This window comes from Nakamurella flava, assembly GCF_005298075.1.
GTDB classification, from domain to species: domain Bacteria; phylum Actinomycetota; class Actinomycetes; order Mycobacteriales; family Nakamurellaceae; genus Nakamurella; species Nakamurella flava.
In genome coordinates this window covers 89296-104491 of the sequence record NZ_SZZH01000005.1, presented here as the reverse complement: position 1 = coordinate 104491, position 15196 = coordinate 89296, and the positions used below count along the sequence as shown (strand labels likewise).

Annotated in this window: 15 protein-coding genes; 4 read left to right on the top strand and 11 right to left on the bottom strand. The window is 72.9% G+C overall.

What is annotated here, in order from left to right; genetic code table 11:
- Positions 1-68: 68 nt before the first annotated feature.
- Positions 69-2183, bottom strand: a complete 2115-nt coding sequence (locus FDO65_RS23150) for a TPM domain-containing protein (protein WP_137451047.1) — start codon at positions 2181-2183, stop codon at positions 69-71.
- Positions 2184-2525: 342 nt separating this feature from the next.
- On the opposite strand from FDO65_RS23150, the gene FDO65_RS17615 reads away from it, so the two are divergent.
- Complete coding sequence (locus FDO65_RS17615; RefSeq protein ID WP_137451046.1) at positions 2526-3290, top strand: ANTAR domain-containing protein; 765 nt, start codon at positions 2526-2528, stop codon at positions 3288-3290.
- Between the two features lie 32 nt (positions 3291-3322).
- Here the strand turns inward: FDO65_RS17615 and FDO65_RS17610 are convergent, their stop codons facing one another.
- A complete protein-coding gene (locus FDO65_RS17610) occupies positions 3323-4033 on the bottom strand; it encodes a GAF and ANTAR domain-containing protein (protein ID WP_166442271.1) in 711 nt (236 codons plus the stop codon).
- 112 nt (positions 4034-4145) lie between these two features.
- Positions 4146-4433: a three-helix bundle dimerization domain-containing protein gene (locus FDO65_RS17605; protein WP_205850138.1), complete on the bottom strand. Its 288-nt coding sequence runs from the start codon at positions 4431-4433 to the stop codon at positions 4146-4148.
- Positions 4434-4604: 171 nt separating this feature from the next.
- On the opposite strand from FDO65_RS17605, the gene FDO65_RS17600 reads away from it, so the two are divergent.
- Positions 4605-5357: a GAF and ANTAR domain-containing protein gene (locus tag FDO65_RS17600; RefSeq protein ID WP_166442270.1), complete on the top strand. Its 753-nt coding sequence runs from the start codon at positions 4605-4607 to the stop codon at positions 5355-5357.
- 191 nt (positions 5358-5548) lie between these two features.
- On the opposite strand, the gene FDO65_RS17595 is transcribed toward FDO65_RS17600, so the two are convergent.
- From FDO65_RS17595 to FDO65_RS17570, 6 genes are all read right to left on the bottom strand, one after another.
- Positions 5549-6409 (bottom strand): alpha/beta fold hydrolase, encoded by an 861-nt coding sequence (locus FDO65_RS17595; protein WP_166442269.1) that lies wholly within the window; start codon positions 6407-6409, stop codon positions 5549-5551.
- Positions 6410-6593: 184 nt separating this feature from the next.
- The gene (locus FDO65_RS17590) at positions 6594-7172 is read right to left on the bottom strand and encodes an SAP domain-containing protein (protein WP_137451042.1); all 579 of its coding nucleotides are present in this window, start codon (positions 7170-7172) and stop codon (positions 6594-6596) included.
- Between the two features lie 246 nt (positions 7173-7418).
- Positions 7419-8216 carry a GAF and ANTAR domain-containing protein gene (locus tag FDO65_RS17585; protein WP_137451041.1) on the bottom strand — a complete coding sequence of 266 codons (798 nt, stop codon included), beginning with the start codon at positions 8214-8216 and terminating at the stop codon, positions 7419-7421.
- Positions 8217-8377: 161 nt separating this feature from the next.
- Complete coding sequence (locus FDO65_RS17580; RefSeq protein ID WP_205850137.1) at positions 8378-9619, bottom strand: cytochrome P450; 1242 nt, start codon at positions 9617-9619, stop codon at positions 8378-8380.
- Positions 9616-10329: a 1-acyl-sn-glycerol-3-phosphate acyltransferase gene (locus FDO65_RS17575; protein WP_137451040.1), complete on the bottom strand. Its 714-nt coding sequence runs from the start codon at positions 10327-10329 to the stop codon at positions 9616-9618. The genes FDO65_RS17580 and FDO65_RS17575 overlap by 4 nt, the downstream gene beginning before the upstream one ends.
- Positions 10326-11465 (bottom strand): polyprenyl synthetase family protein, encoded by a 1140-nt coding sequence (locus FDO65_RS17570; RefSeq protein WP_137451039.1) that lies wholly within the window; start codon positions 11463-11465, stop codon positions 10326-10328. Before FDO65_RS17570 ends, FDO65_RS17575 begins: the two co-directional genes overlap by 4 nt.
- 314 nt (positions 11466-11779) lie before the next feature.
- Here FDO65_RS17570 and FDO65_RS17565 point away from each other — a divergent pair, with 314 nt between their 5' ends.
- Both FDO65_RS17565 and FDO65_RS17560 read left to right on the top strand, forming a co-directional pair.
- On the top strand, positions 11780-12181 hold the full coding sequence (locus tag FDO65_RS17565; protein WP_137451038.1) for a lycopene cyclase domain-containing protein: 402 nt from the start codon (positions 11780-11782) through the stop codon (positions 12179-12181).
- Entirely contained in the window at positions 12178-12528 is a 351-nt protein-coding gene (locus FDO65_RS17560; protein WP_240757695.1) for a lycopene cyclase domain-containing protein, read from the top strand. Before FDO65_RS17565 ends, FDO65_RS17560 begins: the two co-directional genes overlap by 4 nt.
- A gap of 152 nt (positions 12529-12680) precedes the next feature.
- Here the strand turns inward: FDO65_RS17560 and FDO65_RS17555 are convergent, their stop codons facing one another.
- Together FDO65_RS17555 and crtI are read right to left on the bottom strand one after the other, a co-directional pair.
- Positions 12681-13631 (bottom strand): phytoene/squalene synthase family protein, encoded by a 951-nt coding sequence (locus FDO65_RS17555; RefSeq protein ID WP_137451037.1) that lies wholly within the window; start codon positions 13629-13631, stop codon positions 12681-12683.
- Between the two features lie 23 nt (positions 13632-13654).
- Entirely contained in the window at positions 13655-15172 is a 1518-nt protein-coding gene (gene crtI / locus FDO65_RS17550; RefSeq protein ID WP_137451036.1) for a phytoene desaturase family protein, read from the bottom strand.
- Between the last annotated feature and the right edge of the window lie 24 nt (positions 15173-15196).

Here is a 15196-nt window from a genome sequence, read left to right as displayed (position 1 = left end):
AAGCCGTTTCCTGGCAGCGAAGGACGGTGAGGTGGGCGGATGATCCGCCCGGCCGCCCCGCCGTCGGGTCAGAACCGGCCGCCCCCGCCGCTGGTCCAGCCGCCACCGCCACCGCCACGGGAACCCCCACCCCCGAAGCCGCCTCCGCCGAAACCGCCACCCCAGCCGCCGCCCCCGCCGCCGCGACGGCCGGCATTGAGGACGGAGTCGATGAGGATGCCGCCCAGGACGGCGCCCCCGAGACCGCCGCCCCCGCCGGACCGACCACCACCACCCCAGCCGCTCACGTCCTGCTGGGCCAGATCCGAGGCCGCCCGGGCCAACGAGATCGCCTGCTTGGCCTCACCGATCGCCCGGGCCGCGTCCGTGCCGGACAGCTCTTCGGCCGCCGCCAGATGACGGGACGCCTCGGCCAGCCGGGTCCGGGCCTCGCTCCCGATGGCCCCGCGCCGGGTGCTGACGAAATCCGTCGCCGTCGCGACCTCCGACCGCGCGGTCGACAGCACCTGCGCCAGCGTCGCCTGCGCGCGCTGCGCGTCCTCCTGGGCGGTGTGGGTCGCCACGGCGATCTCGTCCAGCGCCTCGTCGGCCTCGTTCACCTTGGCCAGGGCCGTCAGCGGGTCGGCCGCGCCCTGGGCGGAACGCGCCACCTGCAGCACCGCGGCGACCTGGTCGAGGCGCGCCTGCAGGCCCGCCGCTGCGCCGCCCGCGTCACCGGCGGCCAGCGCCGAACGGTTGGCGGCCAGCTCGTTCTCGACGGCGGCGACGGCCTGATCAAGCCGGGAGCCCGCGTCGGCCAGCTCGCCCTCGGTCCGCTCGATCGCGTCGAGCAGGGTCTGCGCCTGTCCGATCGCCTCCTGGGCCGCGCCGGCCGCCAGGACCGCCGTCGTCCGGGCCTCGTCCGGTACGACCGGCACCATGGTGCCCGCGGTCGGGGGAGTGGTCGCCCCGGTGGCATCCCCGGCCGAGGCCTTCGCCTGCTGTCCCGACGTGCGGGCGAACGCCAGTCGGCTGGTCGCCTCGTCCACGTTGGCGGCGACCGCCGAGAGTGCGGTCGGGGAGTAGCGCAGCCGGAGCCGGTCGAGAGAGGCGGCGGCCACCGGGATCCGGGCCTGCTGCGCGTCGATCGCCGCCGGCAGCTCGGCCAGCACCTGCGGCAGGCGCGACCGGAGATCCCGCAGACCGCTGAACCGTTCGGACTCGTCCTCCAGCTGCTGCGACGCCTGCGTGCAGCGCTGCAGGATCTCCTCCATCATCGCCCGCCGGTCCGCCTCGCTCTCCGGCACGTCGTCGTCGATCTTCTGCCGCAACGCGAAGGCCCCGGCCAACGACTCCCGGGCCGCCTCGAACACCCGGCGGAAATCGACGGCCGCCGCCGTGCCGAACTCCGTCTCGGCCGCGGACAACTCGAATTCGCTAGCCCGCACGGCGTTGTCGGTGTCGATGAGCGCCTGCACGCTGCGATCGGAGAGTTGCTGGTACGGCTCGACCGGCACCGGCCGGCCGTCCGGCCCGACGCCGGCCGGGACGTCCGCGGACCCGGTCTGGTTCTTGCGCTGCCGGTTGCGATAGACCAGGTACCCGCCACCTCCGACGACGACGATGCCCCCGGCCGCCCACCACCAGCCCGCGCCGCCGCCCCCGGCCGCCCTGCGGTACCCGTCCGCGGCGGCGATCGCCGCGCCGGCCCAGTCGGAGTTCTGCAGGGCCGGGAGGATGTCGCTGTCGGTCACGTTCCGGATTTGGCTGGAGGTCAGCTTGCTGAATCCTGGGCCCACCCCGACCCCGTACGACTTCTCCTGGGTGGCCACCGCCAGGACGATGTTGTCAGCGCCCATGCCGGACAGCTGCCCGGAGGCCTGCGCCCACGCCGCACCATCCACCGGGTTCTCGAACGTCGGCACATAGACGACGTAGAGCGAAATGCCGGTGTCGCGGGCCAACTGGTCGAGCTTGCTCTGCACCTCGCCGCGTTCACCGCTGTCTAGGGCTCCCGACTGGTCGGTGATCTGCTCGGGCAGGTTGAGCGGAGCGGTGGCGGGCCGGGCGAACGGCCCCGCGGCCGCACCGGCACTCGGCGGGGGAGCCGCCTGCGCCGCCGTGGTCGCGAGCACCGGAGCCCCCACGATCAGGGCGAGACCGGCGGCCGCCGCCCATCGGTTGAGCGTTCGCTTGGTGGTCATCGCCTGGTGTCTCCCCCTCGACCGGTCCACGAGACCACCCGGCCGCTCGGCCGATCCGATCCGTGGACACCCGGACCGTCGTCGGGGGAGGGCGGGGGCCCTTGTCGGGGGAACAGTACCGAGCGACCGCGGCACGGGACCGGAATCCGCCGGCAGGTTGGCCGGTTCCGGTGATCACGCGGCGCGCGGCGGCGCCCGGGCGGCAGATGTTCGCTTTTCGTGCGGTTGAGTGCGCTCCGGTGACTAGCGGTCAGGTGGCCGGTGTTCTGGAATGGAGGACGGCCACGCGCGCCCGCCCTGAAGAGAGGGGCCCCGCGCGACGGTGCACGCAAGGAAACGATCATGACCAGCCTGTCCTCCTCCGCCCGACTCGGCGGTGCGCCGGTAGCGCACAGCTCGCCACCGTGCCCGGTCGACGCCCTTGCGGTGGTCGCCCGGCGGCTCGCCCTGGCCGACGACCTGTCCGTGCTGCTCGCCGAGCTCCCCAAAGTGGCCCCTCTGGTCGTGGCCGGCGCCGAACACGTCAGCGTCACGCTGATCGACAAGGGTCGGATCACCGCCACGAGCGCGGGGGACGACGTGGCCCGGCGCTGGGCGAGCTGCCAGCAGCAGACCGGTGAGGGCCCGACGATCGACGCGCTCCGCGGTGAGACGGGGATCGTCGTGGTCCCCGATCTGGCGGGCGACCAGCGCTGGTCCCGCTGGCGCGCCCTGCTCGCCCAGGAATGGCCCGGCGCCCCGGGCGGTGCGTTGCTCGCTCTCCGGCTGGACGCCGGTCGTGGTCAGCAGGCGACGCTGACCCTGCACTCCCGGCGGCCGCGGTCCTTCGACCGGGGCGCGACCTCCGCCGCGACGGCGTTGTCCATCCACGCCTCGATCGCCATGGCCACGGTCGCCAAACACGACAATCTGCGGGTCGCGCTGGAGTCGCGCGACACGATCGGCCAGGCCAAGGGCATCCTCATGGAGCGCCTCCGGGTCACCGCGGACGAGGCCTTCGATCTACTGGTCGGCGCCTCCCAGCGGACCAACCGCAAGCTGCGGGACATCGCCGAGCAGCTCACGACGACCGGTGAACTGGTCGCCGAACGCGTTCCGCACACCTGACCGTCGCGCACGTCGGCCCCCGGGGCCAGCGGTCAGCAGGCCGTGCCGTCCCGGTCCTGGGGCAGCGTGCGCCGCCGCTGCACCACGTCGTGGGCCACTTCCTGGACCGTCGACTGCTCCACGAACGCCGTCGCACACAACCGGGACAGAGCTTGGTCGGGAGCCACCCCCCACTGCGCCGACAGCATGCCGGCGGCGACGTGCACGTCGGGCCGGTGTTCGCCCCACGGTTGCCGCGGCACGCCCGCAGGGCCGCCCGCCGGGGCCGAGGACAGGTAGGCCACGACGATGCGATCGGCGAGCTCCACGGTGAGGGCCGCCGCCGCGCGGGTGAGCGCCCGGGCCTCCCGCCGTCGCCAGTGGAACGTCGCGGTGCCGAGGAACCCGGTGGCCACGTACAGCGGCACCGAGAGCAGGGCGGCGACGCCGATGCGGGTGGCCTCCGGGACGAAACCCGGCCACCGGCCAAGTGCGACCGTCGCGGCGAGATCCGGGACGTGGACGGGGCGACCGGTCGCGAAGCAGGTCAGCGCCGGGCCCTCGCCCAGGACGAACTGCAACTCCTCCACCGCCGCCCCGAGCGGATCGCTGACGTGCACGACCGCGGTTCCGGTGCGGCCGCCGCCTCCCACGCTGACCCCGACCCCGTCGGCGACCAGTTCGTCGCACAGCTGCCCGCACGTGCGGCTGATGGCCGGCCCGTCCCCGGGGACGGGCCCGGTATGAACGCCTGGTTCAGCCACGGACCAGTGGTTCCCGGGGGCGCCCGGAACGACGCAAAGAGGGCGTTTCGCCGGCCGGCCCTCCGGTTCGCCCGCCGGTCGATCGATCCCCGGCCGGGGGACCCCCGGCCCGTCAGGGGCGGGCGAGGGCGTCCCGCGCCGACCGCTCTACGAACACCGGCACGAAGTCGCGGATCGGGGCGCCGTCGAAGCGGCGGTGGGCCTGTTCGACGGCGGCCTGCACGGTGTCCGGCGGGGCGTCCGGGAACCTGGTCGCCAGGCGCCGCGCCACCTCGGCGATGTCGCGCTGTTCGTGGGCAGCAGGATCTGTTTTCGGCTGCATGGACTCGATGATCGACGCCGATCCGGAGGGGTTCAAGCCGGCGGCGAATGATGGCCGAACGATCACCCGGGCGGTCATCCCGGCTCCGCCGGGAGTCTTCGCTGCGGTTCACCCAGGGGCGCCCGGAACCGAAGTGGTCCATCGACCGGGTGGTGATCACGCTGGCCAGGGGACCCGGTCGACCCGGACAGGTGTTCGCCCTCGCGTACGCTGATCGGGCAGTCATCGAGTCCGTAGGAGGCCGATGTGGTGACGGACAACGGGCTCCCGCCCGAACCGCCGGGCTTCGCGGAGCTGGTGGCCGACCTCGCTCTGGCCTACGCTGATCTGCGGGACCCGAACCGGCGATCGCTGGTGGAACAGATCGTCACCGGAGCGATCGCGATCATTCCCGGGGTGGTGGCGGCGGCGGTCGAGACCCTCGACGCGCAGGGCCGGCTGGGGGCACCCGTCATGGTCGGCAATGAGGTCGCGCGCGCGGTGATGGATGCGCAGAACGAGCTGTCCGACGGGCCGGGTCTCCAGGCCCTGCGCGATCAGAAGCAGGTCGTGGTCAACGATCTCGGGTCCGATGGCCGCTGGCCCGCAGTGGCCGCCGCCGCGGCGTCCGCCGGGGTCCAGTCGGTGCTGTGCACTCCGATGGAGGTCAACGGCCGCAGCTTCGGCGTCCTCGTGCTCCTCGGCGGCGCCTCCGACTTCGGTGACTCGGCGGAGGACAGTGCCGTGCTGGCCAGGATTTTCGCCGCGCACGCCGCGCTGGCCCTGTCCGGTGCGGCGACATCCGGCCAGATGGCCACCGCCCTGGAGAGCCGCGACCTGATCGGGCAGGCCAAGGGCATCCTGATGGAACGGTTCCACCTGGCCCCGGACGCCGCGTTCGCCCTGCTGGTGCAGACGTCCAGCCACACCAACACCCGGCTGCGCGCGGTGTGCGAGCAGCTGTGCGACACCGGGCAACTGCCGTCGGACCGACGTGCCCCGCGGCCGTCCCCGACCGACTGAGCCGCTCTCGTCCCCGGAACCGGACGGAGCGGTCTCGGCCGCCCGTCTGCTGGAGCGGCCGAGACCTTGGTACCGAGACCGCCCGGGCAGTCGTATGTACCCACCTGCCCCATTCCCGGCCAGACCGCTGACGTAAACATCGCAGAAGGAGGAAGATCAGCGGATCGGACGGAAAGTCCGCGCTGCTCCGCTCATTCGGCGGCCGACGGAGCGTCCGCCGTGGCCAGGAACTCCCGCATCGCGGCGACCACGGCCCCCGGGTCGTCCGAGATGGGCACGTGATGCGCCCCGGCCAGCCAACGCCACCGCACGTTGGGCAGCACCCCCAGGTACCGCAGCACCTGCGGTGTCATGGGGTCGTTCGTGCCCTGCAGGATCAGCACCGGTTGCCGGATCGACGGCAGGTGGCGGGCGACGTCGAGGGCGCCGGCCCGGTTGGTGGCGTCGAAGCTCGCGGAGTCGGCGTACCCCTCCAGAAGCTCCCGGGCGTCGGCGGAACCCAGCTGCCAGGGCAGACTGCGGTTCCCGGTGAAGAAGACCGCCCGGCCGGCGGGGCTCTGGCTCAACCACGGGGCGAGCGGGGCCAGGCCGGCGGCCATCATCCGGGCCGCGGACAGGTACCAGTAGCCCTGCCAGCGCTCCCAGGGCGTGCCGAGACCGTCCGGTCCGATCGCGACCACGGCCGACACCGACGGGGAGGCGGCGAGCTGCAGGGCGACCCGGGCTCCCAGCGAGTAGCCGGCCACGGCGGCCGATGCGATCCCGTGCCGCCGCAGCTCGGCCCCGACGGCCGCGGCCAGGTTCGCCGAAGTGGGCTGGCGATCGGCGGGCAGGGCGGGCGACTGCCCGAACCCGGGGAGGTCGAAGGCGAGGACGTCGAAGTGCTCGGCCAGTCGGTCCATCACCGGATGCCAGCCGACGCTGGATTCGCCGAGGCCGTGCAGGAGCACGAGCGCCGGGCCCGAACCCCGTCGGTCGAGGAACAACTCGGGCCAGCCATCGGTCGGCGTCGGCGGATTGATCGGGGCAAGGGCGGGCAGGACGGCGGTCACGGGCGACTCCAGGGGGCAGAGACGACGGACCGGCGTCGACAGGAGTGTCGACGCCGGTCCGTGGTCTTCGGTGTCGGGTGTCCGACCGGGCTGGCCGGTCGGACACCCATGGGGACTCGTGGGCGAGGCGGTGGCGGTGCAGGAGGTTCGGCCGGAGCCGGCCGTCACCGCACCCGCCGACGGGTCACTTGCTGTTGTCGTCCTCGACGAGGCGCTCGATCAGCTCGTCGACGTTGCCGCTCTTGGGCAGGCCGCGCTCGGCCAGGTGCTCGGACAGCTCGGCCTTGGTCAGACCCTCGTACTGCTCGCGGGCCTTGGCCTGGTTGGCCTTCTCCTCGTCGCGGGCAGCCTTGCGCGCGGCCTTCTCGGCCTCGGCCTTCTGCTCCTCGACGACATCGGCCTGCTCGTGGGCGACCTCGCGCAGCTGGCCGGCCTGCTCGGTGGCCAGGTCAGCCGCCCGATCGGCCTGCTCGACCATGAGGCTGCGGGCCGACTCGGCCTGCTCGACCATGGCGCTGGTCAGCTGGCCGACCAGGTCGGCCCAGCGGAAGGCCAGCTCGCGCTGGACATCGACGGTCTTCTGCACGAACTCGAAGTAGCGCTGGACGGGCTCGTTGAAGTCCATCTTCGGCAGCTGGCCGGTGAACTGGCCGGCCTGCTCGGCGAGCTGATGGGTGCCCTGCCGCCAGGCACCGACGGTGCTCTCGACGGCGCTCTTGCCCTGGTCCGCAGCGGCGGTGTACATCTCGGTGGCGCTGGTCATGACGACTCCTGATGCTCGGGGAACGATGGTCGCCGCACGAGCGACAGCCCTGGGCGCTACCGCGGCCAGGACGGGGAGAGCTGGCCGGGTAGGGCTTTCGGGTGCTGGCGCGGACTGCGGGGCGACCTACTCCGGGGATTGCGGAGCTATTAGCAGGTTAGCTGCGATTCCAGCTAACTTGCTTGCAAGGGCGGGTGACGATGACCACCCGGACATATGGTTCACATCGGGCGAGCGGGGAAACCCTCACGCGCGCTCGCCGGTGTGTCGGCCGGTCGTCGCCACCGTGGCCGGCGGGTCGAGGCCGCGCGGCGGCGATGAGGGTCTGGCCGGTCGCCAGGTCGGCAGGAGCCCGGTCTCCACGAGCTCGGCGGCGACGTCGGTGAGTTTCCGGTTCATGTTCGAACTCACGACCCGCAGGCGATCGAACGCCGCGTCGGCGTCGATGCGGTACGCGTACATCAGGATCCCGACGGCGTGCCCCACGAGCCGGCTCGTGGTCAGTGCCCGATCGAGGTTGACGACCTTGTCGGTCTGTCGGACCAGCATCAGCATGACTTCGGCGTGGGCGGCGAACATCGTTGCCACGTCGACACTGTCGGTCGTGAAGGCGCCGACGGAGGCGCTGTAGAGGTTCAGGGCGGCGCGGTGCGTCGGCACGTGCACGGTCAGGGACAGGGCCGACCGGATGGGGGTGTCGGCGGTGACCCGAGCTCCGAACTCGGGCCACTCGTTCGACTGGCGCAGATCGTCGGCCCGGAACAGCCCGTCGGCGCGCATCGCCGCGACGGCGGGGCCCTGCGCGAGGTGGTACTGCAGGTCGTCGGCCACGCGGACGACCGGGTCGGTCGCCGCGATGGTGGTGAACCGATCGCACTGACGTCCGGTGTTCTGGGTCAGGCCGGCCCAGTCGCATCGGGGTATCGACCATTGCGCGAGCCGGGCGACGTCGGTGAGCGCCTGGGCGACATCGTGGGTGTGGAACAGTCGGTCGCCCAGGGTGCGGAAGCCTTCGGCCATGACGCCGCTCACACAGTCATCCATGGTGGGTGCCTCCCTGGGTGGCCTCGTCGAGAGATCGACGGACAGTCACCACCGAACGGGCTGCGCACTTGAACCCACTTGCACCTTACTCATACCGGATGACGCCGACATAACGGGCATCCTGGAGTCGGTCGACGGCCGCGAGCGGGGCCCGGACCGACTCACCCGAAACGTCGGCGGCGACGCAGCCGCAACGGCCCGGCCGGTGCGAGGGTGAGACCGCCGCGGACCTTGCCCGTGCCGGACACCCGCTCGAGGTCGGCGTCGGCGAAACCGGCGACCGCGGTCCGCAACATCAGCGTGGCCAGGCCGGCGCCCAGACACGTCCGCTCGCCGGCCGCGAAAGGCAGATAGCCCCAGGCCGGCTGGGGGCCGTCGAAGCGCTCCGGTCGGAACGCCTCCGGATCCGGCCACAGGTCAGGGTCACGATGCGTCAGATACGGGCTGTAGAGCACCATGCGGCCGGCCGGCACCAGCAGGCCGTCGACCTCGGTGTCGGTCGCGGCGACCCGGCTGCCGATCCACCCGGACGGATAGAGCCGCAGCGCCTCCTTGACCACCGCCGCGGTCCGGGCCGGGTCGTTGAGATCCGGCCGGTCCGCAAGCTCCCACAACGCGAAAGCCAAGCTGTGCGCGGTGGTGTCGTAGGCCGCGGCCACCGCGACCCGGGCCTCCTCGACCCCGTCGGGCAGCTCGGCGAACAGCTCGGCCAGCGTGCCCGGCTGCGGAGCCTGGAACACCTGGCGCAGCGCGGCGTTCATCCGGCTGATGCGGACCGGGCGTCGCAGCAGCGGCCCCGGCATCGGTTGATCCAGGGGCGCGACGAACGACGCGAGCTCGTCGGGCGGCATCCGGTCGCCGAAGAAGGCCGCCGTCAGCATCGACCGCACCACCGTCGACGACCACCGACCCGCGTCGAAATCGCCGGTCGGCAGATGAGCGCGGACGATGCGACCGAACCGGTCGGCGAACGCCGCGGTGACCGCCCGACGGTGGAAGGTCGGGTTCATCGCCGCCCGCCGTGCCCGATGGTCCGGATGATCGAGCGCCACCACACCGGCCGACAGGTACGGCGAGATCTGACTGAGACTGCCCCGGCTGCGGAACGTCGCCAGATCGCCCAGCACCGCCCGGTTCCACGCCGGTGACCAGCCGACGGTGACCGGGCGCCACAACCTGATCTCGAAGGCCCGTCGCCCACCGGTGCGCCCCCGGGCCGCGCCCTCCTGCAGCAGCGCCAACGGGTCCGACGTCCAGCGGGGCAGGTGCCCGACGAGCGGAAGTCCCTGCGGCCGGGCCAGCGGACCGGACCCTGCGGGAGCCGCGGCGGACGGTGCGTCCCGCACCACCCCGGACACCGGGCAGGTCGGCGGGGTCGGCTCCCCGGCGGGCTGCGCGGTCACCGCTCGGCCCGCCGCGCGAAACGTTCGTTCCAGCTGCGCACTCCGCCGACCACCTCGTCGAAGCCCGGCAGCGGACGCTCCGGATCGGCCGTGGCCAGTGCCGCATCCAGGTCCGCCAACCGCCGGGTCAGCTCCCCGGTCAGCTCGTCGGGCTCCGCCGCCCCCGACGGGACCCCCGGCGAGATGTCGAGGTAAGCCTCGGGCGCCTGCTGGGCCCGTAGCACCACCCGAGTGGCCACCGCGTGCAGCGCGGCGCCCGACCGATCGGCCAACCACCGTGCGCCGGGCGCGGTCTCGCGCAGCGGTCCGCTCGGCCACAGCCGCCCCTCGGGAAAGACCACTAGCACCATGCCCGAGCGCAGCATGTCGACGGCCGTGCGCAGCCGATCGGTGGGCACCACCCCGACCCGGTCGTACAGGGCCCGCCGTCCGACGTTCGTCGCGTCCATCAGCACGCCGACGTCGTCCCGGCCGCGCGCCCGCAGCGCCGCCGCTGCCGCGAAGAAGTCCCACCAGCTGTGATGGTTCGCCGCCCACACCGCCGGCCCCGACGGGACCACCCCCGACGTCCACACCCCCCGCAGGTTGCGACGCACCAACTGGTCGAGCCCGCCACGCAACACGTCCTCGGCCCCGCTCCGGACGCCCGCGGACACCCGGGAACGGACGACCGCGCCCAGGCGAGCCGCCCGTTCACTTCCCGACGTCATCCGGTGGCCGCCCCGTCGCCCGTCGCCCCGGCGGTCGGGGTCGGGTCGCTGCGTCCGTCGTCGACCAGGGCCATCAGCAGCGCGTTGTCGTCGGCGTTGGCGCCCGATTCGGCCCGGTCGCCGATCGGGGCCTGCAGTTGGGACTGGACGTACTCCAGCGGAGCGGACGCCAGGGCGCGCACCAGACCGCCGTCGACGGCCGGTCCGGGCAGCGTCGTCACCTGGACCATCGCCCGCCCGGCCCGCCGCGCGAACGAACGGGCCAGGCCGGCCGTCCGGGCGACCCCGTCGCCGGCCCGCAGCAGAGCCAACGCCCGGTCGGCCTCGGGGACGGTCAGACCGGGCCGGAGCAGATCCCGCAGTTCGGCCGCGTCGGACGTTCCCGCGGCCATCGCGTACACCGCCGGCATCGTGACGGTGCCGCCGACGAAGTCGGCCCCACACGGCTTGCCCACCGCCTCCGCCGATGCCGCGACGTCCAGCAGGTCGTCGGTGAGTTGCAGGGCCACGCCGAGGTCGGATCCGAACGCGCCGAGGGCCTGCACCTGCGCCTCCGACAGCCCGGCCCGGCGACCCCCGATCCGGGCCGCCGCGCGCAGCAGGGCACCCGTCTTGAGCTGGGCGACCCGCAACACGTCCAACGGCCCGGCATCGGCGTCGAAGGACAGCAGGGACTGCCGCTGCTCACCGGAACACATGTCGGCCAGCGCGTCGGCCAGGTCCCCGCACGCAGCCCCGGCCGCCGCCACCAGCCGCCAGCTCTGGGCGATGAGCGCGTCACCGGCCAGGATCGCGGTCGCCGGGCCCTCGACCTCGTGCACGGTCCCCACCCCCCGACGGGTCGGGGCGTCGTCGAGCAGGTCGTCGTGCAGCAGGGTCGCGCTGTGCAGGAGCTCGACCGCGGCGGCGGCCTGCACCGTGACGTCGTCGTGGCTCGGATCCCCGGCCGGTCCGTCCGTGGTGAGCACCGCGCACCGCAGGACCAGATCCGGCCGCAGGCGCTTGCCGCCGGCATCGATCACCCGGCGGGCCCCCGACCGGCCCGGTTCGCCGAGCCGGTCGACAGCCGCCCGCAACGACTGCTCGACGGCAGCGGTCAGTCCGTCGGGGCGGGGGGAAGTCGACGCAGGAGCCACAACGCAGTGCCTTTCGTCCGGGACCCGCGCCGGCCGTCGAAGGGCCCGAGGGTCGGTGTCTGACGAGTGGTCGACCCCGATGTCGTGTCCATCATGTCGGATTACGCGGTCACCCGGCGTACTTCCCGTGTTCCCGAATCGGATGCGCTCACACCCCCTCCGACATCCGGTGAGCCGCTCACCCGGCAGCCCTGGGTGATCGACGGGCCGTCCGCGGCCCCTTCCGTACGATCGGTCGGGTGGGGCTCCGGCGGGTGACCCCCGCTCGAAAACCCTGACGGACGGTACCGAGACGGACAGGAGTGATCGGCGACGTGACGGGCTGGACCTACCTCGCCGTGCTGGCGGCCTGCGTCATCGGCACCCTGCCGCTGGAATTCGCCCTGCGGGCCCGGGTCTACCGCCGCTGGACCGGGGCCCTACTCGCCGTCCTCCCCATCTCTGCGATGTTCCTGACCTGGGACTACTTCGCCACGGCCGGTGGCTGGTGGTGGTTCGACGAGAACCACCTCGTCGGCCTGTGGCTCGCCGGGATGCCGCTCGAGGAGTGGCTGTTCTTCCTCGTCATCCCCGTGTGCGGGCTGCTCACCATCGAGGGCGTCCGGCACGTCCGCCCCGACTGGGGCCGGGCCGCCGACGCCGCCGGGCGGCCGCCGATCTGGTCACGCCCACCGTCGACCGTCGCGCCGAGCCAGGACGTGGAGGCCAGCCGGTGACCCCGACCCTGATCTACACGTGGGCGTCGATCACCGCCGTGGTCGTCGCTGTCGTCGTCGACCTGTGGATCGTGCGGACCCGGCTGCTCACCACGCGCCTGTTCTGGGCGTCCTACGGGATCGTGCTGTTCTTCCAGTTCATCGTGAACGGCATCCTCACCGGGCTCGGCATCGTCCAGTACGCCCCCAGCGGCATCCTCGGCCTCCGCGTCTTCTTCGCGCCCGTCGAGGACATCGGCTTCGGCTTCGGGCTGGTCACCCTCACCCTGGTGCTGTGGATGCGCTACGGCCGGTTCCGGCGGGGTGGTCCGGTCGAACGGCCCGTCGACGCCGGTTCGGAGCGCTGACCCTGTCCTGGTGGGCTGGCGCTGCCCTGGTGAGTCGACGCTGACGAAGTGCGCATGTGCGGACCGTAGTGGCTGCTGAATCGCATTCTTGATCAGCGCCAGCCGAGTTCATCAGCGTCAGCCGCGGTGCACCGACGGCCGCGCGGAGGCCCTCAGACCGTCCGGGCCAGCAGGGTCCGCAGGGCCACCGACGCCCGGCGCCGCCGGCTGACCCGGACCCGGGGGCCGAAGACCTGCAGGTCGGCCTGCTCGATGGCCCCGAGGATGTCCCCGTACAGCTGATAGGCGACGCGCACGCAGCGACGGCCCCGGGGCGCGAGCAGCCCGATCCCGGCCTCCGCCGTCTCGTACCGGGCGCGGGTGTCCGCGATCCGGTCGGTCAGCAGGGCTCGCACCCGCGGGTCGACGGGACGGTGGCCGTCCTCGGCGGCCAGCAGCTCCCGGTCCACCCCGTACGCGGTCATCACGTCCTCCGGGAGGTAGACCCGGCCCAGCCGCAGGTCCTCGCCGACGTCCCGCAGGAAGTTCGTCAGCTGGAAGGCGACCCCCAGCTCGGCCGCGGCCGGCTCGGCCACCGATCGCGGACCGACCGTCCCGAGGATCGGCGTCACCATCAGGCCGATGACCGCGGCGCTGCCGTAGACGTACTCGTCGAGGTCGGCCTCGGTCGCGTAACCGGTCACGGTCAGGTCCATGGCCATCGAGTGCAGGAACGCCTCGAACCAGTCCGACGGCAGCTCGTACCGGCGGGCCACGTCCGCGGCGGCGCGGACACTCGGATCCACGCCGGGATCGGTGGCGCTCCGTCCGTCGAGCAGGGCGTCCCGGAGCTGACCCGAGAGCACGGACAGCCCGGCCCGTTTCGCCTCCGTGGTGGCGTCGACGTCGTCGACGATGTCGTCGGCGGTCCGGGTGAACCCGTACAGCGCATGGACCGCCGGCCGCGCGTCCGGCGGCAGGAACCGGGTGGCCAGGAAGTACGTCCGGCCGTGCTCGGCGGCGAGCCCCCGGCAGTGCCGGTAGTCGGCCCGCAGGGCCGGGGCGTCGATGCCCGCGGCGTCCAGTTCGCGATCCACCGCGTCCCCGCGATGCACTCCGCGCATCGTCCGGTCCTCCGTCGTCCGGGTCACGCAGCGGCCCGATCGCCCACGATGCGCTGTGCGGCCAGCCGACCGGAGAGCAGCACCATCGGCACCCCGACGCCGGGTTGCGTGTTGGACCCGCAGAAGACCACGTTGCCCAGCTTGGGGTCCAGCGTCGGCCGGCGCAGCGGGCCGGTCTGCCGCAGGGTGTGCGCGGCAGCGAACGGCGCACCCGCGGCGAGCCCCATCGCCTGCCAGTCGGCCGGGGTGACCAGTCGCTCGACCTCGATGGCGTCACCGAAGCCCGGGAAGCCGCGCCGTTCCAGCGTGGCGACCATCTCGTCGCGGTAGCGCGGACCCTCGGTGGCCCAGTCGATGTGGGCCCCGGTGATGGTGTTCGGACACGGGAACAGCACGTAGTACGTCTGCTTCCCGTCCGGGGCCAGCGACGGGTCGGTCTGCGACGGGTTGCTGACCAGGAACGACGGGTCGCTCATCGTCTGCCCGGTCTTGATGATCTGGTCGAACGTCTGCTGCCAGGCGTGGCCGAAATCGATGGTGTGGTGCGCGGTGTCGGGGAAGGTGGCCGACGAGCCGACATGCAGCAGCACGCACGACGGCGAATAGGTCAGCCGCTTGACGCCGCGCGGGGTGTATTGCGGGTCGAGCAGTTCGCGGTAGGCGACGGGGAGGTCGGCGTTGACGACGACCGCGTCCGCGGCGATCCGCTCCCCGTCCGCGGTGTGCACGGCGACGGCCCGGTCGCCGGAGGTCTCGATGCGGGTCGCGGACGTCCCGTAGCGGAACTCGACCCCCGCGTCGGCGGCCGCGGCGGCCAGCGCGGCCGGCACCGCGGACATGCCGCCCTTCGGGAACCAGACGCCCTTGACGCAGTCCATGTAGGCGATGACCGAGTAGATGGCCCGGGCGTCGTGCGGGGCGAGCCCCGCGTACATGGCCTGGAACGAGAAGATGCGCCGCAGCCGGTCGTCCTTGACGAAGTCGCCGATCCGGCCGTCCAGCCGGCGGAGCCCACCCAGGGCCAGCAGCTTGAGGGCGTTGACGGCGCTGGGTCCGATGAAATCGGTGACGCTGTCGAGGTTCCGGTCGATGAAGTCGTGCCGTTCGATCCGGTACATCTTCTCGAGGAACGTGACCATCCTCCGGTAGCCGTCGGCGTCGGAGGCCGAGCACGTCCGGGCGATCTCGGCGGACATCGCGTCGACGTCGGTGATGACGTCGATGGCGGTGCCGTCGGCGAACCGCGCCCGGTAGGCCGGGTCGACCTTCACCAGCTCCACCCGATCGCTGAGCTCCTCACCGACGCAGGCGAGCGCGTCGTCCAGCAGCTCGGGCATCGTCAGCACCGTGGGCCCGGTGTCGAACCGGTAGCCGTCGAGGTCGAGGATCCCGGCCCGGCCGCCGGGCCGGTCCTCCCGTTCGACGACGGTCACCCGCCGGCCGGCGCCCACCAGGCGCAGCGCGGCCGACAGGCCACCCAGTCCGGCTCCGATGACGACGACGTGGTCGGCGGACATGCCGCGGCGGGAAGGGGATCGCATGTTCCGCTGGTACCCCGTGCCGAC